Origin of the sequence: Micromonospora sp. WMMA1947 (assembly GCF_027497355.1) — a bacterium.
GTDB lineage: Bacteria > Actinomycetota > Actinomycetes > Mycobacteriales > Micromonosporaceae > Micromonospora.
The window spans coordinates 3,334,968-3,356,574 of record NZ_CP114909.1; the positions used below are offsets into that span (position 1 = coordinate 3,334,968).

General features: G+C 72.4%; 23 protein-coding genes and 1 pseudogene. 18 read left to right on the forward strand and 6 right to left on the reverse strand.

Features of this window, described 5'->3' with window-relative positions; genetic code table 11:
• Positions 1-4: 4 nt before the first annotated feature.
• Positions 5-664, reverse strand: coding sequence for a DUF6766 family protein (locus tag O7604_RS15985; protein WP_269704563.1), 660 nt, complete (start codon positions 662-664; stop codon positions 5-7).
• Positions 665-749: 85 nt separating this feature from the next.
• Complete coding sequence (locus O7604_RS15990) at positions 750-1,220, reverse strand: DUF4383 domain-containing protein (RefSeq protein ID WP_281576990.1); 471 nt, start codon at positions 1,218-1,220, stop codon at positions 750-752.
• Between the two features lie 197 nt (positions 1,221-1,417).
• Between O7604_RS15990 and O7604_RS15995 the strand changes: the two genes are divergently transcribed.
• Genes O7604_RS15995 through O7604_RS16005 form a run of 3 tightly spaced genes read left to right on the forward strand, consistent with a single transcriptional unit; the run spans position 1,418 to position 3,322 of the window.
• Positions 1,418-2,203 (forward strand): hypothetical protein, encoded by a 786-nt coding sequence (locus tag O7604_RS15995; RefSeq protein WP_281576991.1) that lies wholly within the window; start codon positions 1,418-1,420, stop codon positions 2,201-2,203.
• 31 nt (positions 2,204-2,234) lie between these two features.
• Entirely contained in the window at positions 2,235-2,687 is a 453-nt protein-coding gene (locus O7604_RS16000; RefSeq protein ID WP_120573620.1) for a phage holin family protein, read from the forward strand.
• The gene (locus O7604_RS16005; RefSeq protein WP_281576992.1) at positions 2,684-3,322 is read left to right on the forward strand and encodes a DUF3618 domain-containing protein; all 639 of its coding nucleotides are present in this window, start codon (positions 2,684-2,686) and stop codon (positions 3,320-3,322) included. Before O7604_RS16000 ends, O7604_RS16005 begins: the two co-directional genes overlap by 4 nt.
• Positions 3,323-3,387: 65 nt before the next feature.
• Here O7604_RS16005 and O7604_RS16010 read toward each other — a convergent pair whose 3' ends face one another.
• Positions 3,388-4,476: a glycosyltransferase family 2 protein gene (locus O7604_RS16010; RefSeq protein ID WP_281576993.1), complete on the reverse strand. Its 1,089-nt coding sequence runs from the start codon at positions 4,474-4,476 to the stop codon at positions 3,388-3,390.
• A 122-nt stretch (positions 4,477-4,598) separates the two neighbouring features.
• Here O7604_RS16010 and O7604_RS16015 point away from each other — a divergent pair, with 122 nt between their 5' ends.
• Both O7604_RS16015 and O7604_RS16020 read left to right on the forward strand, forming a co-directional pair.
• Complete coding sequence (locus O7604_RS16015) at positions 4,599-5,237, forward strand: cyclase (RefSeq protein WP_281576994.1); 639 nt, start codon at positions 4,599-4,601, stop codon at positions 5,235-5,237.
• Entirely contained in the window at positions 5,234-6,412 is a 1,179-nt protein-coding gene (locus O7604_RS16020) for a zinc-dependent alcohol dehydrogenase (protein ID WP_281576995.1), read from the forward strand. The genes O7604_RS16015 and O7604_RS16020 overlap by 4 nt, the downstream gene beginning before the upstream one ends.
• A gap of 21 nt (positions 6,413-6,433) precedes the next feature.
• Here the strand turns inward: O7604_RS16020 and O7604_RS16025 are convergent, their stop codons facing one another.
• Positions 6,434-7,714 (reverse strand): cytochrome P450, encoded by a 1,281-nt coding sequence (locus tag O7604_RS16025; protein WP_281576996.1) that lies wholly within the window; start codon positions 7,712-7,714, stop codon positions 6,434-6,436.
• Positions 7,715-7,952: 238 nt separating this feature from the next.
• Between O7604_RS16025 and O7604_RS16030 the strand changes: the two genes are divergently transcribed.
• Positions 7,953-8,339, forward strand: a complete 387-nt coding sequence (locus O7604_RS16030; protein WP_281576997.1) for a hypothetical protein — start codon at positions 7,953-7,955, stop codon at positions 8,337-8,339.
• A 7-nt stretch (positions 8,340-8,346) separates the two neighbouring features.
• Here O7604_RS16030 and O7604_RS16035 read toward each other — a convergent pair whose 3' ends face one another.
• Positions 8,347-8,565 (reverse strand): DUF397 domain-containing protein, encoded by a 219-nt coding sequence (locus O7604_RS16035; protein ID WP_013287999.1) that lies wholly within the window; start codon positions 8,563-8,565, stop codon positions 8,347-8,349.
• Between the two features lie 66 nt (positions 8,566-8,631).
• On the opposite strand from O7604_RS16035, the gene pepN reads away from it, so the two are divergent.
• The 9 genes and pseudogenes from pepN to O7604_RS16080 all read left to right on the forward strand — a co-directional run bounded on the left by pepN (position 8,632) and on the right by O7604_RS16080 (position 18,263).
• Positions 8,632-11,148, forward strand: coding sequence for an aminopeptidase N (gene pepN, locus O7604_RS16040; RefSeq protein ID WP_269704572.1), 2,517 nt, complete (start codon positions 8,632-8,634; stop codon positions 11,146-11,148).
• Positions 11,149-11,230: 82 nt separating this feature from the next.
• A complete protein-coding gene (gene nadD / locus O7604_RS16045; RefSeq protein WP_013475510.1) occupies positions 11,231-11,827 on the forward strand; it encodes a nicotinate-nucleotide adenylyltransferase in 597 nt (198 codons plus the stop codon).
• 110 nt (positions 11,828-11,937) lie between these two features.
• Complete coding sequence (rsfS, locus tag O7604_RS16050) at positions 11,938-12,342, forward strand: ribosome silencing factor (protein ID WP_210898053.1); 405 nt, start codon at positions 11,938-11,940, stop codon at positions 12,340-12,342.
• Entirely contained in the window at positions 12,339-12,968 is a 630-nt protein-coding gene (locus O7604_RS16055; RefSeq protein WP_281576998.1) for a histidine phosphatase family protein, read from the forward strand. Before rsfS ends, O7604_RS16055 begins: the two co-directional genes overlap by 4 nt.
• A gap of 48 nt (positions 12,969-13,016) precedes the next feature.
• Positions 13,017-13,871, forward strand: a complete 855-nt coding sequence (locus O7604_RS16060; RefSeq protein ID WP_269704573.1) for a DegV family protein — start codon at positions 13,017-13,019, stop codon at positions 13,869-13,871.
• Between the two features lie 9 nt (positions 13,872-13,880).
• Positions 13,881-14,657 carry an SDR family oxidoreductase gene (locus O7604_RS16065; RefSeq protein WP_281576999.1) on the forward strand — a complete coding sequence of 259 codons (777 nt, stop codon included), beginning with the start codon at positions 13,881-13,883 and terminating at the stop codon, positions 14,655-14,657.
• 449 nt (positions 14,658-15,106) lie between these two features.
• Positions 15,107-15,928 (forward strand): ComEA family DNA-binding protein, encoded by an 822-nt coding sequence (locus tag O7604_RS16070; protein ID WP_281577000.1) that lies wholly within the window; start codon positions 15,107-15,109, stop codon positions 15,926-15,928.
• A gap of 68 nt (positions 15,929-15,996) precedes the next feature.
• Positions 15,997-16,773 (forward strand): annotated as a pseudogene (locus O7604_RS16075) (ComEC/Rec2 family competence protein); the annotation flags it as partial.
• 29 nt (positions 16,774-16,802) lie between these two features.
• A complete protein-coding gene (locus O7604_RS16080) occupies positions 16,803-18,263 on the forward strand; it encodes a recombinase family protein (RefSeq protein WP_147457841.1) in 1,461 nt (486 codons plus the stop codon).
• Between the two features lie 11 nt (positions 18,264-18,274).
• Here O7604_RS16080 and O7604_RS16085 read toward each other — a convergent pair whose 3' ends face one another.
• Positions 18,275-18,742 carry a hypothetical protein gene (locus tag O7604_RS16085; protein WP_121683463.1) on the reverse strand — a complete coding sequence of 156 codons (468 nt, stop codon included), beginning with the start codon at positions 18,740-18,742 and terminating at the stop codon, positions 18,275-18,277.
• 378 nt (positions 18,743-19,120) lie between these two features.
• Between O7604_RS16085 and O7604_RS16090 the strand changes: the two genes are divergently transcribed.
• The 3 genes from O7604_RS16090 (at position 19,121) to O7604_RS16100 (ending at position 21,254) form a co-directional block, all read left to right on the forward strand.
• Positions 19,121-19,525, forward strand: a complete 405-nt coding sequence (locus tag O7604_RS16090) for a hypothetical protein (RefSeq protein WP_281577001.1) — start codon at positions 19,121-19,123, stop codon at positions 19,523-19,525.
• Positions 19,526-19,824: 299 nt separating this feature from the next.
• Positions 19,825-20,079, forward strand: coding sequence for a hypothetical protein (locus O7604_RS16095; protein WP_281577002.1), 255 nt, complete (start codon positions 19,825-19,827; stop codon positions 20,077-20,079).
• Between the two features lie 65 nt (positions 20,080-20,144).
• Positions 20,145-21,254 carry a hypothetical protein gene (locus tag O7604_RS16100; RefSeq protein WP_281577003.1) on the forward strand — a complete coding sequence of 370 codons (1,110 nt, stop codon included), beginning with the start codon at positions 20,145-20,147 and terminating at the stop codon, positions 21,252-21,254.
• The last annotated feature ends 353 nt before the right edge of the window (positions 21,255-21,607 follow it).

Consider the following 21,607-nt stretch of genomic DNA (forward strand, 5'->3'; position numbering starts at 1 on the left):
ACGCTCAGGCGCTCGTCTGCGCGTGCGGCGCGGTGACCGGCTTGGACTCCGGGCTGGCGTGCTGGCGCAGCACGATGCTGAGCAGGATCAGCACGCCGACGGCGAGGAACTCGCTCTGCCAGTTCTGCATCGACTGGAACCAGAAGTCGCTGGTGCCGAGGAACTGCCACGCGCTGATCGGGGCGGCGCCGCTCTCCAGCGCCTGCTCCTGGTTGTAGGCGGCCACGCCGCCGAACAGGTGCCCCAGGAACGCGCCCCCGAAGATCATCAGAAGCGCGATGGAGAGGCTGTTGCGGTAGACCACGAGCGGCAGCCCGCCGACGCGTACCGGCCACGGCGAATCGGGGCGGGCGTGGTCGCGGTTGTCCTCCGGCCGGTCCGTCTGGTCCTCCGGCTTCGACTCGGCCGAGCCCTTCTGCACCAGGTACGCGGTGAGCAGCACGTACCCGCCCATCTGGAGGAACTCCGACTCCCAGTTCTCGAACACCGCCTCGGCGAAGTGCCCGGTGCCGAGGTAGGCCCACCAGCTCAGCGGCTCGGCGCCGTACCGGCTCAGCTCCTCGTTGTGCACCTGCCAGCCGAACACGCTCTGCAACAGCAGGAAAACCAGGAACGCGCCGAGCATGGCGACCGAGAGCATGTTGTCGCGCAACCACCGTGGCATCGCCGGACCTCCTCGACCCGCTCGCGGTTGCCCTCCTGCCCGGCATCGGGCCGGGGCAAACGCCGCACCGGCGTGTCGCGCCTGGTCAGGGGCGGTCGAACGGGGCTTCCACCCGAGTGCCGGTGCCGAGGTTGTTGTTGAGCAGCAGGCCGGCGGCGAGCATGCCGAAACCGAGGACCAGGTGCAGCCAGTTGTCGGCGTCGTTCACCGGCACGAAGTTGGCAGCGGTGTCGCGGTCGATGGCGAAGCCGTACAGCCACAGCACCAGGTAGAGCGCGCCGCCACCGGCCAGGAAGACCCGCGCCCCGGCCAGCCACCGGGCCATCACCAGACCGACCAGCCCGAACAGCAGGTGCACCAGGTTGTGCAGCACCGACACCTGGAACACCCCGAGCAGCTTCGCCTCGGAGTGGTGCCCGGCGAACGTCAGCTCGCCGTAGTGCGTGGTGATGCCGGGAATGAAGCCGAGCACGCCGATGAGCGCGAAGACGGCGGCCGCCGCGAGGGCGACCTTCTGCACCGCAGGCCGGGCGTGTTCGCGCACGTCACGTGCCATCCCTGTCACCCCCGTGGAACTCGCCGCCGCCCGGGCGGGCAGGCACCCCATTGTCTGACCGGGGTGGGGCGCTTCCGCAGAGAATTCACGAATCAGGCATGGAGGCGCCGACCCGGGGTAGGGCGATTGTCACGCGGAAACAAATCCGCGTACCCCCCGAAGACAACCGCTGGGAAGACACGAGCGGAAGGGACATCATGACTCAGGATCTTTCCCCCAGTTCGGCCACGTACCAGTCGACGAACGGTGGTGGCGGTGTACGGGACCAGGCCCGCCAGGTCGGCTCCGACGCCGCGAACGCGGGCGGCGCCGTGGCGCAGACCGCCAAGGAGCAGGGCCGGGAGGTCGTGGGCGAGGCCAAGCGGCAGGCCCGCGACCTCTACAGCGAGACCCGCAGCCAGGTCACCGCGCAGGCCGGTCAGCAGCAGCAGCGCGCCGCCAGCGGACTGCGCTCCCTCGCCGACGAGATGCGCACCATGGCGCAGCAGGGCGGTGGCTCCGGGCCGGTCACCGAGCTGGCCCACCAGGCGGCCGAGCGGGTGCACGGCGTGGCCGGCTGGCTGGAGCAGCGCGAGCCGGGCGACCTGCTCCACGAGGTGAAGAACTACGCCCGCCGCAACCCCGGCACGTTCCTCGTCGGCGCGGCGCTGCTGGGCGTGGTCGCCGGACGGCTCACCCGCAACATCACCGCGCTCGGCGACGACAGCGCGGCGCGGCCGGCGTACGACCCGGACCGTACCGCCGTCATCCCGACCGCGCGTGAGATGCCGGACCAGGTGCCGCCGGGCGGCTACCTCGACCCGACGCCGGGCAGCTACGCCGAGCCGGACCCGGGCTACTCCGCGCCGGGCGCGACCTACCCGACCGGCGGCGCCCCGAACACCTGGGCCGACCCGGCGGGTGGCACCGGTCAGCCGCTGCCGCCGCCGGAGCGCACCGACCCGCTGCCGGGTGTCCCGTCGACCGGCGCTCCCCGCCCGTGACCGGCCGCACCGGCAGAAGGGAGGCGACGGCATGACCGTACCCACGCAGGACCCCGGCTATCAGGCGGCGGGCGCCCCGCCCCACGCCGACGAGGTGCGGAGCAGCTCGATCGGCGACCTGATGCGTCAGGTCACCACGGACCTGTCCACGCTGATGCGCCAGGAGGTCGAGCTGGCCAAGGCGGAGATCCGCCAGGAGGGCAAGAAGGCGGGCAAGGCCGCCGGACTGTTCGGCGGCGCCGGCTTCGGCGGCTACATGGTGGCGCTCTTCGTCTCGATCGCGATCTGGCAGTTCCTCGACAACGTCATGGACTCCGGGCTGGCCGCGCTGATCGTGGCCGTCATCTGGGCCGCTGTCGCGGCGGTCCTGTACTCGATGGGCAAGAAGAACGCCGAGCGGATCCGCGGCCTGAAGCAGACCAACGACAGCGTGCAGCGCATTCCCGACGCGCTCAAGCCGCACCCGGAGGGAGTGACCCGATGAGCACCGATCCCGAGCAGATCCGCCGCGAGATCGAAGCCACCCGCAACAACCTCAGCTCGGACGTGGACGCCCTGGCGTACAAGGTCAGCCCGAGCCGCATCGTCGACGACCGCAAGCAGCGCGTCCGCAGCGCGCTGACGAACGTGAAGGACAAGGTGATGGGAACCGCATCGGACCTCGGCCACAGCACCGGCAACGCCGCCCACTCGGTGGGCGACCACGCCTCCTCGATGGCGTCCACGGTGGGCGACAGGGCACAGTCCGCCGCCGCCACGGTGAGCGACGCCGCGCACCGGGCGCCGGAGGTGGTGCGGCGCAAGTCCGAGGGCAACCCGATCGCCGCCGGGGTGATCGCCTTCGGTGTCGGCATGCTGGTCTCCTCGCTGATCCCGGCCACCCGTCGCGAGCAGCAGGTCGCCGCGCAGGTCAAGGAGAAGGCCACCGAGCACGGCGGGGTGGTGAAGGAGAAGCTGGGCGAGGTCGCCGGTGAGCTGAAGGAGGAGCTGCGCGAGCCGGCGCAGCACGCCGCCGAGTCGGTGAAGGCCACCGCGCAGGACGCCGCGCACACGGTCAAGGATGACGGCCGCGCCGCCGCCCAGGACGTCCGGCACAGCGCCGAGCAGGTGCGGTCCTGAAGGTCCGCACCTCCGGTTAGGAAGGGCCCCTTTTTATCGCCCAGGCGATAAAAAGGGGCCCTTCCTTACACCTCGGCGCGCAGCGGTGGTGAGGGCACGGCTCCGGTCTCCACCCAGAGCACCAGGTCGTCGGGGCGGCGCCGGGTCATCCGCCGGCGGAGAACCCGTGTGGAGTTGGCCGCCGTCCGCACCCGGTCGCCCGCGTAGGGCACCCCGCCGCGCAGCCGCCGGCCCACCGCCAGCCAGGCGCACAGGCCGCGCTCCAGCACCCAGGCGGGCGCGGCCAGGCTCGTGTGCGCCGGGAAGACGCGGGCACCGCCCGCCCGTCGCCGGCCCAGCTCCGCCACCGCGACAGTCGCCAGCCCGGCCCGCAGCAGCAGCCCGGTCCGGCGGGTGGCGAGCGCGACGGCCGTCGCCGGCAGCACCGCCAGCGCGGCCAGCAGCCACACCGGCCGGGCCGTCTCGTCGTACGCCTGGCGGACGCGCTGCCCGAGGAAGTGCCCGGCGGTGGGCGGGAGTCGCCGCACGTACAGCCACGCCGGGGTGGCGGTGCTGCCGCCGTACGCGCGCACGGTCCGGACCAGTTCCAGGTTCTCGAAGAGCACGTCGGGGTCGTAGCCGCCCATCGCCAGGAACGTGCTCCGCCGCACCGCGACCGTGCCCGGCCAGTCGCCGCCGACCACGCGGGCCAGCAGCGTCCGGCCGGTGTCCCACCAGGCGTGCCAGGGCAGCGGGTCGAAGTGGTTCTGCGGCCGGACCAGGTCCACCCCGTCCAGCATCTGGTGCACCGCGCACAGGGCCGGCCGGTCGTACCGGACGTCGTCGTCGGCGATCACCACGTGCTCGTGCCGGGCCAGCGCGACGCCGGTGAGCACGCCGAGCACCTTGCCGTTGCGACCGCGCAGCGCCGGGTCCGGCGGTACGTGCCGCACCAGCCCGCGCCAGGCGTCGGCGTGCCGGGCGAACAGCTCCGGCGCCGATCCGTCCACCACCACCACGTCGACCCAGCGGCTCAGCTCGCGCAGGTACCCGGTCAGCTCGTCCAGGCCCTCGTCGTCGCGGGCGCGCAGCGGCAGGACGTACGCCATCGGGAGCCGGACCGGCGCGGACGCGGCGGCCTGGTCGCGCGGCTGCGCGGCGGTCGGTCGGGTCACGTCGCCTCCCTTCGGGTCGGGGTGACGCGACTTGCCCGGAATGCGGCTGCTGAAACCGTTTCGGGCGGGCTGTGTCGGGTAGCGCAGCCGGATACGGACGGTCCGAGTCGGAGGGAGACGTGATGCCCAGCAACGCGACGAGATGGACGCTGGCCGGCGCTGCCGCGGTGGCCGCGCTCGGAGTCACCCGGACGGTGGCCCGTCGGCGGCACCGGCACCAGCCCGACCGGGAGGACGGCTGGTACGTGGTGCGCCGCGGGATCACCGTGAACCGGCCGGTGGACGAGGTGATCGGGTTCTGGACCGACCGGGAACGGCTCGACCGAGGGCTGGCCGAGTGGGCCACGCTGGAGCAGCTCGACGCGAACCGGTGGCGCTGTGTGGCAGCCGACCCGGCCGGCGGCGGCACCGAGTGGCGGGCCGAGATCACCGTCGACGGGCCGGGCCGGTTGAGCTGGCGGGTCACCGACGGGCCGGTCGCCCAGCGCGGCCGGGTCGAGCTGGCCGCCGCCCCCCAGGACCGGGGCACCGAGATCCGGGCCGAGCTGTGGTGGCGTTCCGGGCCGATCCGGCGGGCGGTCGGCCTCGTCGGCGGCAGCGACCCGGACCTGGGACTGCGCACGGCGCTGCGCCGGATCAAGTCGCTGGTCGAGACCGGGCAGGTGCTCGACACCCGGCACGACCCGTCCGGGCGCAGCCCGCGCCAGGAACGGGCGACGGACAAGGTACGCGAGAAGCTGATGGTGGGAGGACGACCGTGAGGGCGTTGTGCTGGGGGGGCGTCGGCAAGCTGGCGGTGCGGGACGTGCCGGAGCCGACCATCAGGTCCGGCGGCGACATCATCGTCAAGGTGCGCGCGAGCAGCGTCTGCGGCTCCGACCTGCACCTGATCAACGGTTACCTGCCGGCGATGCGCGAGGGTGACATCCTCGGCCACGAGTTCATGGGCGAGGTGGTCGAGACCGGTCCGGACGTGCGGCGCATCTCCGTCGGCGACCGGGTGGTGGTCGGCTCGGTGGTGGCCTGCGGCTCGTGCTGGTACTGCCGCACCGAGCAGTTCTCGCTCTGCGACAACTCCAACCCGCAGCCGGTCTTCACCGAGAAGCTGTGGGGCCACTCGCCCGCCGGCATCCTCGGCTACTCGCACGCGGCGGGCGGCTACGCGGGCAGCCACGCCGAGTACATCCGGGTGCCCTTCGGCGACGTCGGCGCGTTCACCGTGCCGGACGGGGTGCCGGACGACTCGGTGGTGTTCGCCTCCGACGCCATGCCGACCGGCTGGATGGCCGCCGACTTCTGCGATCTCAAGGGCGGCGAGGTGGTAGCTGTCTGGGGCGCCGGTGGCGTCGGCCAGATGGCGGCCCGGTCCGCGCAGATCCTCGGCGCCGAGCGGGTCGTGGTCATCGACCGGCTGCCGGAACGGCTCGCCACCGCGGCGCAGCGCCTCGGCGTGGAGACGATCAACTACGCGGAGACCGACGTGCTGGAGGCGCTGCGGGAGATGACCGCCGGGCGCGGCCCGGACGCCTGCATCGAGGCCGTCGGCATGGAGTCGCACGACGTCGGCCCGGCGTACGCGTACGACAAGGCCAAGCAGACGGTACGCGCGCAGACCGACCGCCCCACCTCGGTCCGGCAGGCGATCATGGCGGCCCGCAAGGGCGGCACGGTGAGCATCGTCGGCGTGTACGGCGGCCTGGTGGACAAGTTCCCGCTCGGCGCGGCCATGAACAAGGCCCTGGTGCTGCGGATGGGGCAGATGCACGCCCAGCGCTACATCCCGATGCTGCTGGACCGGGTCGCGGCCGGCGAGATCGACCCCGGCTACCTGGTCACCCACCCGATGTCGCTGGAGCAGGGCGCCCGGGGCTACGAGATCTTCGAGAAGAAGGAGGACGGCTGCCTGCGTACCGTGCTGCACCCGCAGGCCGCCTGACCCGTCCGGGGGTGCGCCCGTTCAGCGCGGCGGGCGTACCCCGCCCGGGCGTGCCCCGTCGAGCGGGCGTACCCCGTCGAGCAGCAGCCCGCCGGGCGGCAACGCCGGCATGGCGCCGAGGTCGAGCGCCAGGTCCTGCGGCGGTACGCGGTAGCTCATCGCGCCGGTCAGGTTCGTCACGGCCCGCTTCATCAGCTCGATCGTGATCCACTCACCGGCGCAGCGGTGGCCGGTGAAGTGGTCGCCGCCGCCCTGCGGGACCAGGCCGAAGGGATCGTCGCGCCACCCGGCGAAGCGCTCGGGGCGGAACTGCTCCGGCTCGGGCCACACGTCGGGGTGGTGGTTCGTGCCGTACAGGTCGAGCAGCACCCGCCGGCCCTGCGGGAACGCGTACCCCCGCCACTGGAACGAGCGGCGCACCCGGGCCGCGGCGACCGGGAAGAACGGGTAGTAGCGCCGTACCTCCTGCACGAACTGCTCGGTCGCGGCGTCGTCGCCGGGCAGGCGGTCCCGCCAGTGCGGGTGGTCGTGCAGCGCCAGCGCGGCGAAGACCACGTACCGGTCCACCGCGACGGTGGGGCGCAGCACGTTCAGCAGTTCCACAGCGGCGATCCGGCGGGGCAGCGGCAGACCCCGCTCGTCCCGGTGCCCGGCCACCACCGCCAGCGCGCTGCCCTCCGGGGCGGGCACCGCGCCGGCGCGTACCCGCTCGATCAGCTCGCCGGCCCAGCGTTGCGCGCGCCGACGGCCGAGCCGTCCGCGCCAGTGCCGGGGGCCCAGCGCGGCCGGGGCCTCGATCATCGCGTGCATCTCGGCGGTGCGGCGCGGCACGTCGGCCTCGGCCAGCGGCACCCCGGCCCAGGCCCAGACCGTACGGGTCAGGATCTCGCCCACCTCGTCGTAGAGCACCACCGGGCCGCCCTCGGCCCAGTCGGGGATCCGGGCCCGCCACTGCTCGTCGAAGATCTCCCCGAGGCGGCGGATCGCGGCCGGGGTCATGATCGACATGAACATCGCCTTGCGGACCCGGTGCGCCTGCCCGTCGAGGCCCTGCACGCCGCCGACGCCGGTGAGCGTGCGCTGCCCGCGCATCGGCATGGCGCCGCGCCGGACGAACCGCTCCTCGTCGTAGAACAGCTCGGCGGCCTCCCGGCCGCGCAGGCAGATGGTCGGTTCCAGCAGCAGCCGGGTCTGGAAGACGTCGGTGCCGAGGCGGTCGCAGCGGGAGCCGACGAAGCGGTAGCCCTCCCGGAGAAACGCGATCGTGCTGTCCGGGCTCCGGTCGCTCGGCATGGTGCTCATCTCGACTGCTCCTGATGCGGTTCGGCGGCGTTGCCTACCTACCCGGCGCGGCGCGGCCGAACCCTCCATCTCAGCAGCTCGGGCCCTTCGGGGGAGGGGCCGGCCACGCGGGGCGGTGCTGGCCCCTCCCCGGGGGCGGAAAAGCTGGTTCCCTCGGGTTCGCGGACCGGCGGTGACCGGTCCGCGAACCGCCGGCGCGGCGTCCGGCGGCGGTCACCGACGACGGGGGAGGGCACTGATGCGTGACGACAGGGCGGTGCTACGGCACCGCGAGGCAGCGGCCCGGCTGCGCGGCGACGGCCGCGACGGGCCGCTGATCGGCGGGCCCCGGCGCCCCGAGGGCCGCCCTCCGCGCTACTTCACCGTGCACCTGGGCTTCGCCGCCGCCGACCCCGCCGTCGCGCGGGAGCACGCCGTGGCGTACGCCGAAGCACTCGGCCTGCTCCGCCCGGAGCTGGCACTCGGCGCGGCGGCGCTGTCCCCGGCGGACGCCTGGCACCGCGCCGAGCGGCTGTTCTGCGACGCCGCCGGGCCCGACGGCGAGCGCTGCGCCGACGTGGCCGGTCACCCCGGCTTCCACCACGCGCCCGGTCCGGGCGGACTCGGCTGGGGCGACGGTGACTGAAGCGCGTTCAGTCCAGGTCGAACTCGCCGTCCTGGGCGCCCGCGACGAACGCATCCCACTCGGCCTGGGTGAAGACCAGCACCGGCCCGTCCGGCTCGGCGGAGTTGCGCATACCGATCAGGTCATCGACGAAGGCCACTTCGACCGCTCCCTCGGAGGTGTCGCCCTCAGCCCGCTGCCAAACCGCCCGGGAGAGGTCGAAATCGCCCTTGGGGTGCTGACCCATCGCTGTTCCTCCATCGCCATGCGTAACGAGACGGCCCGAGCGGACCTCATCGGGCAGGATAAGCGGATGCCGAGCCTCACCCGTGCAGAGGCGACCGCGCGCCGCGCGTCGATCAGTGTCGAGTCCTACGATGTGGACCTCGACCTGACCGGCGACGCCGAGCGGTTCCGCTCCGCCGTCACCATCCGGTTCCGGGCCACCCCCGGCGCCGAGACCTTCGTCGACGTCAAGCCGCGCCGACTCCTCGCCGCCCGCCTCAACGGCCGCGACCTCGACCCGGCCCTGCTCGCCGGCGACCGGCTGCCGCTGACCGGCCTGGCCGAGGACAACACGCTCACCGTCGAGGCCGAGATGGTCTACTCCAACACCGGCGAAGGGCTGCACCGTTTCGTCGACCCGGCCGACGGCGAGACGTACCTGTACGCGATGTCCTTCCTGGACGACGGGCCGCGCATCTTCGCCGCGTTCGACCAGCCCGACCTGAAGGCGCCGGTGACGCTGACCGTCACGGCGCCGCCGGAGTGGACAGTCGCCGCCAACGGGGCGGACGCCGACCGCCCCGCGCCCGGCCGCTGGGAGTTCGCCACCACCGAGCCGCTCGCGACCTACTTCGTCTCGCTGATCGCCGGGCCCTGGCACGTGCTGCGCGCCGAGCACGACGGCATCCCGCTCGGCCTCTACTGTCGGCGCTCGCTCGCCGCCCACCTGGACGCCGACGCCGAGGAGATCTTCACCGTCACCCGGCAGTGCTTCGACCGCTTCCACGAGCTGTTCGCCGAGCGCTACCCGTTCGGCAAGTACGACCAGGCGTTCGTGCCGGAGTTCAACGCCGGCGCGATGGAGAACCCGGGCCTGGTCACGATCCGCGACGACTACGTCTTCCGCTCCGCTGTCACCGACACCCAGCGGGAGCTGCGCGCCACCACCATCGCCCACGAGATGGCGCACATGTGGTTCGGCGACCTGGTCACCATGAGCTGGTGGGACGACCTGTGGCTCAACGAGTCCTTCGCCGAATACCTGGGCACCCGGGTCACCGCCGAGGCGACCCGGTTCGACCGGGCGTGGACCACGTTCGCGAGCCGCCGCAAGGGCTGGGGCTACACCGCCGACCAGCGCCCCTCCACCCACCCGGTGGCGCCGGAGGAGGTGGCCGACGCCGCGCGGGCGCTGCTCAACTTCGACGGCATCTCGTACGCCAAGGGGGCCAGCGTGCTGCGTCAGCTCGTCGCCTGGCTCGGTGACGAGGCGTTCCTGGCCGGGCTGAACGCGCACTTCGCCGCGCACCGGTTCGGCAACGCGACGCTCGCCGACCTGCTGGCCGCCCTGGGTACGGCGAGCGGCCGCGACCTGGACGGCTGGGCGGAACGCTGGCTGCGCCGCGCGCAGGTGAACACGCTGCGGGTCGAGACCGCTGTGGACGCCGACGGGCGGTGGACCGAGGTGGCGATCGTGCAGACCGCCCCGGCGAGCCACCCGGTGCTGCGGCCGCACCGCATCGGCGTGGCCCACCACATCGCTGACGGCCCGGCGTACCGGTTCGAGGTCGACCTCGACCCGGACGCCGACGGTGGCCGCACTCCGCTGCCGGAGCTGGTCGGGCGGCCCGCCACCGGGCTCGTGCTGCCGAACGCCGGTGACCTGACGTTCGCGAAGATCCGGCTCGATCCGGCCTCGGCGGACGCGGTGCCGCTGTTGCTTCCCGGCCTCGACGACTCGCTGGCCCGGGCGCTGCTCTGGGCCGAGACGCTGGACGCGGTCACCGACGGGGAACGGCCGGCCGGCGCGCTCGCCGGGCTGATCGGGGCGGCGCTGCCGGCCGAGACCGAGGTGACGATCGTCGAGGACGTGCTGCTGCTCAGCCGCCGGCTGATCGACCGCTACCTCGACCCGCTCGCCCGGGACGCGGCGCTGCTGCGGGTGGCGAACGCCTGCGCGGCGCTGCTCGACTCGGCGCCCGCGGGCGGTTCCCTGCAACTGGCGGCGGCGCGGGGTCTGGTCGGCGCCACCACCGACACCGCGATGCTGACCGGCTGGCTCGCCGGCAAGGGGGTGCCGCCAGGGCTGGCGATCGACACCGACCTGCGCTGGGCGGTGCTGCGCCGGCTCGTGGTGCTCGGTGCGGCCGGCGCATCGGAGATCGACGCCGAGGCCGCCGCCGACCGCAGCTCCACCGGCGCCGAGCAGGCCGCCGCGTGTCGGGCCGCGCTGCCCGACGCCGACGCGAAGCGGGCCGCCTGGGAGATCGTCACCCGCAGCACCGAGCTGTCCAACCGGCTGGTCGAGGCCACCGCCGAGGGCTTCTGGCAGCCCGAGCAGGCCGAACTGACCGCCGGGTACGTGCAGCGCTACTTCACCGACATGCCGATGGCGGCGCGTCTGCGTACCGCGTGGGTGGCCGACGCGGTCACGGTGGCCGCGTACCCCCGCTACGCCGTGGCGCAGACCACCCGGGAGATGGCCGCGGCGCTGCTGACCCGCGACGACCTCACGCCCGGCCTGCGGCGGTGGGTGACCGACCTGGACGACGACATGCGCCGGGCGCTCGTGGCCCGGACGGCGGTGGCCGCCGCGGCGGCCTGACCGGGCACGCCGGGCGGGGCTCACCCGCCCGGCGTGACCGACCCCGCCCGGGGCCGTCCGGCGGGCAGCCTACGATCGCGGGGTGGAGGAAGACATCCGGCGGGTCGGGATCATGGGTGGCACGTTCGACCCGATCCACCACGGGCACCTGGTGGCGGCGAGCGAGGTGGCCGACCGGTTCGGCCTGGACGAGGTCGTGTTCGTGCCGACCGGGCAACCGTGGCAGAAGGCGGAGGAAGCGGTCACCCCCGCCGAGGACCGCTACCTCATGACGGTGATCGCCACCGCCTCCAACCCGCGTTTCCAGGTGAGCCGGGTCGACATCGACCGGGGTGGTCCCACCTACACCGTCGACACGCTGCGCGACCTGCACGCCGAGTACGGCCCGAAGGCGCAGTTGTTCTTCATCACCGGTGCGGACGCCCTGGAGCGCATCCTCTCCTGGAAGGACCTGGACGAGGCGCTCGAACTGGCCCACTTCATCGGCGTGACCCGGCCCGGCTTCGAACTCACCGACAAGCACCTCCCGGCCGACTCGGTCAGCCTGGTGCAGGTGCCGGCGATGGCGATCTCCTCGACCGACTGCCGCGCGCGGGTCGCCCGGGGGGAGCCGGTGTGGTACTTGGTGCCCGACGGTGTGGTGCAGTACATCGCGAAACGGCGTCTTTACCAGCGGTGATTCGCCCCTTTGTGTCCCGGTTCATGCCTGTAATCGACGAGAACTGACAAGTCGCCGCACCGCCGGGTGTGAGACGCTTGGAGGGTCGCACGGTTGATCGAAGGAGAACGGTGACAGTTTCCGAACGCGCGCACGAGCTGGCGATCGCCGCCGCCCAGGCCGCGGCCGACAAGAAGGCACAGGACATCGTCATCATCGACGTGGGCGACCAGCTCGCGATCACCGACGCGTTCCTGCTGGCCGCCGCTCCGAACGAGCGTCAGGTGCTCGCCATCGTCGACGCCATCGAGGAGCGCCTGCTCGAGCTGCCGGAGAAGGCCAAGCCGGTGCGCCGCGAGGGTGAGCGCGGCGGCCGCTGGGTGCTGCTCGACTACGTCGACATCGTGGTGCACGTCCAGCACACCGAGGAGCGCGAGTTCTACGCGCTCGACCGGCTCTGGAAGGACTGCCCGCAGATCCCGTTCACCGATCGCGACCTGGCCGACTCGGCCGCCGGCACCGCCACCGCCGAATGACCCGCCTGATCATCTGGCGGCACGGCAACACCGACTGGAACGCCGCGAGCCGGGTCCAGGGGCAGACCGACGTGCCGCTCAACGACCTCGGCCGGGAACAGGCCCGCGCCGCCGCGCCGGTGCTCGCCGCGCTGCGCCCGGACGCCATCGTCGCCAGCGACCTGCGCCGGGCCGCCGACACCGCAGCCGCGCTCGCGGCGCTGACCGGGCTGCCGGTCCGCTCCGACGCCCGGCTGCGCGAACGGCACTTCGGCCAGTGGCAGGGCCTCACCCTGACCGAGGTGGCCGAGCGGTTCCCCGACGAGTACGCCCGCTGGCGGGCCGGTGACCCCGACCCGGGCGCCGGCATCGAGCCCCTGGGCGACCTGGGCGCCCGGCTCGGCGCCGGCTTCCAGGACGCCGCCGACCTGGCCACCGGCGGCACCGTCGTGGTGACCACCCACGGCGGCGGGGCCCGGCAGGGCGTCGGGCACCTGCTCGGCTGGGACCACACCGTGCTGCGCAGCCTCGGCTCCCTGGCGAACTGCCACTGGACCGAACTGCGCCACGACGAGGTTCGGGGCTGGCACCTGCGGGCGCACAACGTCGGGCTGATCACCCAGCCGGCGCTCACCGACGCGGTCTGACACCTCCAGCCCCGGCACCTCACAGCGCCATCGGCTAGCGTGCCGGTCATGCCCGTCGCGGTCGTCACCGACTCCACCGCCTACCTGCCCCCCGACCTGGTCCGCGCACGCGGGCTCACCGTCGTCCCGCTGACCGTCGTGCTCAACGGCGCGGAAGGACTGGAGGGCATCGAGACCTCCCCGGCCGACGCCACCCGGGCGCTGAGCGGCCGTCGGGTCTCGGTGAGCACGTCCCGGCCCGCGCCGGAACAGTTCGCGCAGGTCTACCGCGCGCTGCTCGCCGACGGCGCCGACGGCGTGGTGTCGGTGCACCTGTCCGCCGAGCTGTCCGGCACCGTCGAGGCCGCCCGGCTCGCCGCCGCCGAGGTCGGCGACGACCGGGTCACCGTCGTCGACAGCCGATCCACCGGCATGGGTCTCGGCTTCCCGGCGCTCGCGGCCGCCGCGGCCGCCGCGCGGGGCGCCGACCTGACCGGGGTACGCGACGCGGCGCTGGACGCGGTCGCCCGGACCACCATCTACTTCTACGTCGACACGCTGGAGTTCCTGCGCCGGGGCGGCCGGATCAACGCGGCCGAGGCGCTGCTCGGCACCGCCCTCTCGGTCAAGCCGATCATGCACATGCCGGACGGCGCGATCGTGGTCAAGGACAAGGTCCGTACCGCCAGCCGGGGCGTGGCACGCCTGGTCGACCTCGCCGTCGAGGCAGCAGGTGACGCCGAGGTGGACCTCGCCGTGCACCACCTCGCCGCGCCGCAACGGGCCGAGCAGTTGCTGGCGGCGCTGACCGAGCGGCTGGGCGACCGCCTGCACGACACGTACGTCACCGAGGCCGGAGCCGTGGTCGCCGCGCACGCCGGGCCGGGGCTGGCGTGCGTGGTGGTCCACCGCCGCACGCCCTAGGGTGGCCGGATGAGCCCACTGTCGTACGTCGTCACCGGAGGCGGGCGCGGCGTCGGGCGGGCGATCGTGGAACGGCTGGCCACCGATGGCGGCACTGTGGTCGTGGTCGAGCGGGACACCGGCGCGCTGGACTGGCTGGCCCGGCACCCGCTGGCCGACCGGCTGCACGCGGTGACCGGGGACGCCGGCGACGAGGCGGTCACCGGCCGGGCCGCCGACCGCGCCGAGGCGTCCGCGCCGCTGGCCGGCTGGGTCAACAACGCCGCCGTCTTCCGCGACGCCGACCTGCACCGCGCGCCCGCGGCCGAGGTCGTCGACCTGATCACGCTCAACCTGCGCCCCGCCGTGGCCGGGGCCGGCACCGCCGTACGCCGCTTCCTGGCCGCCGGGTCCGGCGGCGCGATCGTCAACGTCTCGTCCCACCAGGCCCGCCGGGCGGTGCCGGGCGCCCTGCCGTACGCGACAGCCAAGGCCGCGCTGGAAGGGCTGACCCGGGCGCTCGCCGTCGACTACGGTCCCCGCGGGATCCGCGCCAACGCGGTGGCGCTCGGCTCCGTCCACACCGAACGGCACGCCGCCTACCTCGCCGGGCTCGACCCGGCTGCGGTGGCGCACGTCGACGCGGAGATGGCCCGGCTGCATCCGGTCGGCCGGATCGGGCGTACCGACGAGGTGGCCGAGGTGGTCGCGTTCCTGCTCTCCGAGCGCGCCTCGTTCGTCAACGGCGCGACCGTGCCGGTCGACGGGGGCCGGGCCGCGCTCGGCCTGGACCCGGAGGCGCGCTGAGCTTCGCCTCCAGGCCCTAGCACAGTCAGGGCTTGATCGGGTCGCCGTCCACAGTGCCCGCGTCGTCCACAGGTGAGGCTTCACCGGCCGACGGTTGACGAGCCGTCGCCGTAGCGTCCGGAGCCGTGCCAGACGACGAGGAGACGACGGTACGGCGGCGGCTCGCCCGGCTGTCCGGGTTCGAGGACGCCGCCGCCGTCCCGCCGTTCCCCGCCGACCGCTCGGGCGAGGCCGGCCATCGCGCCGGCGAGGCTAAGCTCGGCCCGGATCTCGGCGCGCAGGGCGGCCGGGCGGCGCGGTCCTCCCGGCGGTCCGGGCTTTCCCGGTCCGGACCGGACTCCGGCCCTTGGCCTGACAAAGCCGGGCCGATCTTCAACGGCGGTTCCGTTGCGGCCTTTGGGCACGCCGCGGGCGGGGCTGGGCCGGATGTCCGAGGCCGGCTCGGGCCCGTGCCGGACGAAAACGAGCCGGGTTTCGGCCTGCGTCCCGGCCTCCCGGAGCGCTACGGCGGGCGGGAGCATCCGTTCGGAGTTGATCCGGCCTCCGCCGAACCGGACGCCGACGGGCACGGGCTCGACGACCAGCCGGCAGCCGAGCGCAGCCTGGCGTCCCGGCTACCCGGTCCCGGGGCGTTCGATCCCGGCCGCCGGGGCGTACGCGCGCTCGCGGCGGTGGCGGCAGTGGTGGTCACAGTGGCCGCCGTCTGGGCGTGGCGCTCCCGTCCCAGCGCCGAGCCCGTCCAGCCGGCCGCGGCGTCCGCCGAGGCGCCGGTGAGCGCGGCGACCGAAGCGGTTCCCGGGGTGCCCGCGCCGGCCGGCACACCCGGTCAGGTGGTCGTCGCGCTGGCCGGCAAGGTCCGCCGCCCCGGCCTCGTCCGCCTGCCGGCCGGTGCGCGAGTGGCCGACGCGATCGAGGCGGCGGGCGGTGCGCTGCCCGGCGTCGACATCGCCCTGCTGAATCCCGCCCGCAAGGTCACCGACGGCGAGCTGATCCTGGTCGGCGTCACCGCCCCACCCGGCCAGGCCGCGCCCGGCCCGGCAGCCGGTGGCGCTGCGCCGGGTGGTTCGGCGGCACCGGCCGGCCCGGTCAACCTGAACACCGCCACGCTGGCCCAGCTCGACGCGCTGCCGGGCGTAGGGCCGGTGCTCGCCCAGCGGATCCTCGACCACCGGGACCGCAACGGCGGGTTCCGGTCGGTGTCCGACCTGCGCCAGGTCGACGGCATCGGCGACGCCCGGTACGAGCAGCTCAAGGAACTGGTGACGGTGTGACCGTCCGACGCGGGCCGCGCGGTCAGGGCCTTCGCGCGGCTCTCGACGGGGAGGCGGCCGGCCGCGACGTGCCCGACCTGCGGCTGGCCGGGCTGGCGGTGGCGGCCTGGCTCGCCGCGCTGGCCGGGCTGCACCTCAGCGTCGGTGCGAGCGTGTGGCTGGCCGTGGTCGCCGCCGCGCTCGCCCTGCTCGCGGGCCTGCACCTGTGCGGCGTGCTCGGCCGGCCGGGTGCGACGGTCCGCCGCTACGGCTGGATCGCTGTCGCCGTGCTGCTCGGCGTGCTCTGCGGGGCGGCGGCCACCGGCGCCCGGGTCGCGGTCCGCGACGCCGCCCCGGTCCGCGCGCTCGTCGCCGATCGCGCCCTGGTCATCGCCGAGCTGCTGTTGCGCGACGATCCCCGCCCGGTACGCGGTGCGCCCGGCCGGCAACCGATGCTGCTCGTCCGCGTGGACCTGATCCGGCTCACCGGCCCCGACGGCGCTCGCGTCACCGGCCCGGTACGCGCGCTGGTGCTCGCCACCGACCCGGCCTGGCGTCCGCTGCTGCCCGGGCAGCGGGTCACCAGCCGGGGGCGACTGTCCGCACCGCGTGGCGGCGACCTGACCGCCGCCGTGCTCTCCACCGCCGACCCGCCCACGCTGCGCGGCGCCGCGTCGTGGCCGCAACGGGCCGCGGGCGTGCTGCGCGCCGGGCTGCAACGGGCCTGCGAGCCGCTGCCGGACGCGCCGGGCGGGCTGTTGCCCGGCCTCGTGGTGGGCGACACCAGCCGGCTGCTGCCGGAGGTGGAGGAGGACTTTCGAGCCACCGGGATGACCCACCTCAACGCGGTGTCCGGTGCGAACGTTCGCTAGGGGTAGTGCTACGGTACCACGTCATGGGGGAGACGAGACCGGGTCTGCGGGCCGCAGTTATCGCCGTCATCTACGCGCGGGTGAGCGACGACGACAAGAAGCGGCGCAGGTCGGTCGGCGAGCAAGAGCAGGAGTGCCGGCAAGACGCAGACGACCAGTCATGGACGGTCGCTCGGGTCTTCGTTGACAACGACCGTTCGGCCAGCCGCTACGCCCGCAAGCAGCGGGAAGAGTACGTTAAGTTGCTCGACTACCTCGCCGCTGAGCACGTCGATGTGCTGATCCTGTGGGAGTCGTCGCGTGGTGGGCGGGAGCTTGAGGGTTGGGCTGGCTTGCTCAACCTGTGCCGTCGCCATCAAGTCCGCATCCATGTCGTTACCCATCGGCGGACGTACGACCTTGAGAATCCTCGGGACTGGCGCACCCTCGCAGAGGACGGCGTTGATTCGGCGTACGAGAGTGAGAAGACGCGAGAGCGAATCTTGCGATCCGTGCGCGCCAAGGCTGCCAGCGGGAAGCCGCACGGCAAGCTGCTCTACGGCTACCGGCGGACCTATGACGACCGGGGTAACTTCATCGCTCAGGTCATCCATGAGGAGCAGGCCGAGGTGATCCGGGAGGCTGCTCGGCGGGTCGCCAGCGGGGAGCCTTGCCGGTCGATCGCACTGGACTTCAACCGTCGAGGTATCCCTACACCGAGGACCGGCGAGAAGGGGTGGCAGCTCAGTCAGATCGGCCGGATGTTGCAGAACCCTGGGTACATCGGCAAGCGGGTCCACCTCGGCAAGATCGTGGGTGACGCCGACTGGCCACCCCTGCTCGATGCGGAGACGTATGCCGTGTGCCGGTCGATCCTGACCGATCCGCGGCGGAAGACGCAGCGGGATACCGCCGTGCGCCATCTGCTCTCAGGGCCCGCACTCTGCGACGTATGCGGTTCTCGGCTGCGGGTGCAGAAGAACCGGACGCACTACGGCTATGTGTGCGCCGCGCAGTTCTGCGTCTCGGTGAAGACCACCGTGCTTGAGCAGTTCGTGGTGGCTGTACTCATGGCCCGCTTGGCGCGGCCGGATGCGCTCGACCTGCTCAACCCTGAGCGTGAGGCAGGCAGCCGCCAGCGGGCAGAGGACGAGGCCAAGCGCAAGAGAGCGAGGCTTGAAGAGTGGTACGAGGCGGCTGCACGCGATGAGATCAGCCCTGCCGGTCTCGCCTCGATCGAACGGACGTTGCTCGCTGAGATCGAGGATGCCGAGCGTCGGGCGGAACACGTCGATGTGCCGCCCTTGCTGCGGGATCTGGTAGGCCCCGGCGTTGAGCAGAGATGGGAACGGCTGACGATTGGTCAGCAACGCGAGGTGGTGACGCTCCTGCTCGACCTTCGGGTGGGGAAGACGTACAAGGGCGCACGGACGCTCGACCCCCGCAGGTTGGACAACTCCCGATGGCGAGGCAGTAGCAAGACGTGGGGTGAAGGCGCGCTGTAGTCAGCGCCCCGTTAGCCCTGCTGCCTGCGGCGCGCGGTTGCGAGTTGGGTCCGAACCGTGTTCTTGGGCAACTTCAACCTCTCGGCGAGCCAGTTGATGGGTTCGCCGATCCCTGCGTCCTCCAACCTCTTGAAGGTGGCGAGCAGCCCTGCGTAGTAGGCGCCAGGGTCTTCCCGGGGGGAGGCCGGCATGCTCTTCAGCGTGCCTTCAAGGGCGCGTGCGCTGATGCCGGACAGGCGGGGCGGTTGCTGCTCGCCGCGTACTTCCTGCTGCATCTCAAGGATGTGCCGCTCGATCCGGCGCATGATGCCCGACGTCATCCCGCGCACTCGCGTCCTCATGTCGGCGTCCTCGGTCAGCCGTAGAAGCACCTCGCTCGGCCCCTGGGAGATCGGCTGGCCTTCGTCGAGGAGCCAGCGAGCCGTCACGCTCCAACCTGCCTCGGTGCGGCTGCGCTCGATCGCGTGCTTGTCAGTCATGGTCCCATCGTTTCAGTCGCCGTAGATATGGTCAAGTCCAGGTCTGACAGTCTGGACTTGACATGCCGGGACTGAGTTGCCTAATCTCTTCTCACGCCGCTGAACGCGGCGGCTGCTACCTGGCGGTAGGTCGGCGGCGAACGACGGCAGGAAGGACGCGATGAGGAGCCCGACCGGCGGGCTCGTGTCACCGAAGGGGGATGGTCACCATCTCCAGCGAAACCAAGAACGCTTGCCCGGAAGCGTGGCGGGAGTACATCGACAGGATCGTTGCCCAAGCGCCTCCGTTCTCGCCGGAGGTGCGTGCACGACTGCGCCGGCTGCTTGCAGCGGCATGAAGGCGTTACCTCTACCTGGCAACCCAGCCGGTGAAGGCTGATGTCCCGCAAGCTCTGGGGTGACGGCGAACAGTTCCTCATGCTCAGCATCGACATGTGCGAAGAACTGGCCGCGAACGTGGCGGTCAGGCCCCTCTATGTGCGCCTCGTCTTCGCGGCGTACGCGAGGGTGAACGACATCGGGCATGCCGAGTTCGAGCCGGGGGAGATGTTGCACGTCCTCGGCGACGTCGACCATGACCGCGTCCTCACCCCTGCCAGCCGGCAGACCTTGTACTCCGCGCTTCAGCAGGCTGAGGCGTTCGGCATGGTCCTGCCCGGCTCGGGTCTCCGGTGCGTGCTTCTACCGGTTGGTGTCCGCAGAGGCGGCACCGGTCGAGACTGCCACTGGCACAAGGTCGGCCTTGATCGTCGTCGTCGGCGGGTACGTCGCCCCGCTGTATGACGACGACAGGCAGAACTAGGCCAGTTAGTACGACGTAGCCCTACATCTCACCGTCACTTGTATGAGACCAGGGAACAACGCGGCTCGCTGACCTGCAACGGTGCCACCTCCTCTTGATCTATCTCACGAGGGGCGGCACTTCGGAGCGGCACCAGCAGCGGCGGCTGAGAGCCAACGAGGGCCCTCCTTCAACGATCTGGCGAATCCGGCCGAAGGCCGAGCCATCACCTCTCTCTTGACGAACCAGCGATAGCCGGCCGGAGGCCGGCACCCTTCTCATGCCCTGAGGAGCATCACCAGTGGAGACCCTTACCCGTGTCGGCGCTCGCGTGGCTCGGTGTACCGCCGAACAGCGCTACGCCTTGGCCTTCGACCTGAAGGCTTCTGCCGCTGCCGATGTCGCACGACTGCGGGCGGCGGATGCCGAACCTGACCTACTCGTCGAAGCGGTCAACGAGCTGATGCGAGCAACTGCTCTGGTCGCTGAGGCCCGAGCGGCGCTCGACGAGGTCACCACCGTTCATCGGATCGCCTGGCGAGACGCGCGCCCGTAGGGGGCGACCGCCTCCGCCCTTGACTCCTGATCGCCGCCAGGCCGTCTCAGGAACTCCAACCCATCATGTGCGGCCAACCGGCCGCCTGTTCACCCTGCACGGAAGAAGGTTCATCACCCGTGGCTACTGCCAAGAAGAACACCATCCCCACCCCCGTTGAGGCTCTGGCTCAGGCCCGCGCACTGGTCGCCGAGCGGGAGGCCGAGCACGAGCAGGCCGAGCACTCTGCCGCCGAGCTGTTCGCCAGGCTCGACAGTGGCGACGCCTCGGTGACTGGGCTCGACCTGGCCACCGCTGAGGCGGAGATCAAGCGCACCGCGCACCTGCTCGGCATGGCGCGTAAGCGCATCCCGGAGGCGGAGCGTGATGTCAAGCTGTTCGAGGGTCAGACCAACCCGGTGCTCGCCGAGTACCTGCGGTCGGTCATCGAGGCCAACCGCTTCAACTTCGGCATGTTCGGCGTGCCGGTCGAGGTGGTGTCGCAGCGGCCGGAGAAGCTGACCGCTCCGGCGGCGTACCTGTACCAGACCGAGGGAACGGACTACGACACCGCCACCGGCCGGATGACCGGCACGGTGCACCTGTTGGTGACTGTGCCCGCCGATGGTCTGGACACGATCAAGGAAGCCTGCGTGGCTGGCATCTACAAGCTGGTGCACCACGCTGGGCACGCTGAGGTGCGAGACAGTGTCACCACCGGTCCGGACCACTTCGTGCTGTCGGTCTTCCTCAAGAACCTTGAGCCGCTGATGCCGGTTATCGAGGAGCAGTCGAGTGCCACCGGGATCGGACTGGCGCAGCAGCTCGGCGGGCTTGCTGCGACGCGAAGCAAGGAGTACGTCGTCGACCCGCGTACCGACCGGTTGGCGAACATCCACACCATCATGTATCGCCGAGCCTCCGGCGAGGTGGTATCGCAGACCCGCGACGGCGACACGGTACGGCGCAAGGTCCGGGTGCAGTTCATCGTGCACGGCATCGACCGGCACGTCGACATCCCCGAGCTGTCCCAGTTCGTGGCAGCCGGCGTCGGGGACGCCGTTGGCATCTTCTCGCCCGGCCTCGGTCGGGTGGAGTCGGTCAAGGTGGTTGACCAGAAGGCGACCCTCTTCGGCGACCGCCAGGCGCTTGCCGTCACGGCGGACGCGGTCATGATCAGCAAGGCTGCGGCCTGACGGTGGCGTTGGGTAGGGCGCTCCGCGGAGTGCCCTGCCCGCTCGCCGAGAGCACCCACATATGAAGACTCGATCCCGGAACCATGGGCGCGTCTGCCGGCTGCTGCACTGCCCCCGGCCGCACTGGGCGCGTGGTCTGTGCGCCACGCACTACGCCCGGTGGAGGCGCAACGGCCACACCCGGTTGAGGGTCGGCCAGGAGCTACATCAGGCCGAGCCGTGCGCCGGCTGCGGCAACGCTGTCCCGGTCAACAGCGGTCGTGCCTCCCTCTACTGCCGGGAGGCGTGCCGCTCCAACCACAAGCGACTGAAGCGGCGCGAGAAGCCGTAGGCGCCACCCCCGTTCCCATCCA

Coding starts and splice junctions, on each gene's coding strand:
- O7604_RS15985 (WP_269704563.1), bottom strand. CDS start 664: ATGCCACGGTGGTTGCGCGACAACATGCTCTCGGTCGCCATGCTCGGC.
- O7604_RS15990 (WP_281576990.1), bottom strand. CDS start 1,220: ATGGCACGTGACGTGCGCGAACACGCCCGGCCTGCGGTGCAGAAGGTC.
- O7604_RS15995 (WP_281576991.1), top strand. CDS start 1,418: ATGACTCAGGATCTTTCCCCCAGTTCGGCCACGTACCAGTCGACGAAC.
- O7604_RS16000 (WP_120573620.1), top strand. CDS start 2,235: ATGACCGTACCCACGCAGGACCCCGGCTATCAGGCGGCGGGCGCCCCG.
- O7604_RS16005 (WP_281576992.1), top strand. CDS start 2,684: ATGAGCACCGATCCCGAGCAGATCCGCCGCGAGATCGAAGCCACCCGC.
- O7604_RS16015 (WP_281576994.1), top strand. CDS start 4,599: ATGCCCAGCAACGCGACGAGATGGACGCTGGCCGGCGCTGCCGCGGTG.
- O7604_RS16025 (WP_281576996.1), bottom strand. CDS start 7,714: ATGAGCACCATGCCGAGCGACCGGAGCCCGGACAGCACGATCGCGTTT.
- O7604_RS16030 (WP_281576997.1), top strand. CDS start 7,953: ATGCGTGACGACAGGGCGGTGCTACGGCACCGCGAGGCAGCGGCCCGG.
- O7604_RS16035 (WP_013287999.1), bottom strand. CDS start 8,565: ATGGGTCAGCACCCCAAGGGCGATTTCGACCTCTCCCGGGCGGTTTGG.
- pepN (WP_269704572.1), top strand. CDS start 8,632: ATGCCGAGCCTCACCCGTGCAGAGGCGACCGCGCGCCGCGCGTCGATC.
- O7604_RS16055 (WP_281576998.1), top strand. CDS start 12,339: ATGACCCGCCTGATCATCTGGCGGCACGGCAACACCGACTGGAACGCC.
- O7604_RS16060 (WP_269704573.1), top strand. CDS start 13,017: ATGCCCGTCGCGGTCGTCACCGACTCCACCGCCTACCTGCCCCCCGAC.
- O7604_RS16065 (WP_281576999.1), top strand. CDS start 13,881: ATGAGCCCACTGTCGTACGTCGTCACCGGAGGCGGGCGCGGCGTCGGG.
- O7604_RS16080 (WP_147457841.1), top strand. CDS start 16,803: ATGGGGGAGACGAGACCGGGTCTGCGGGCCGCAGTTATCGCCGTCATC.
- O7604_RS16085 (WP_121683463.1), bottom strand. CDS start 18,742: ATGACTGACAAGCACGCGATCGAGCGCAGCCGCACCGAGGCAGGTTGG.
- O7604_RS16090 (WP_281577001.1), top strand. CDS start 19,121: ATGTCCCGCAAGCTCTGGGGTGACGGCGAACAGTTCCTCATGCTCAGC.
- O7604_RS16100 (WP_281577003.1), top strand. CDS start 20,145: ATGTGCGGCCAACCGGCCGCCTGTTCACCCTGCACGGAAGAAGGTTCA.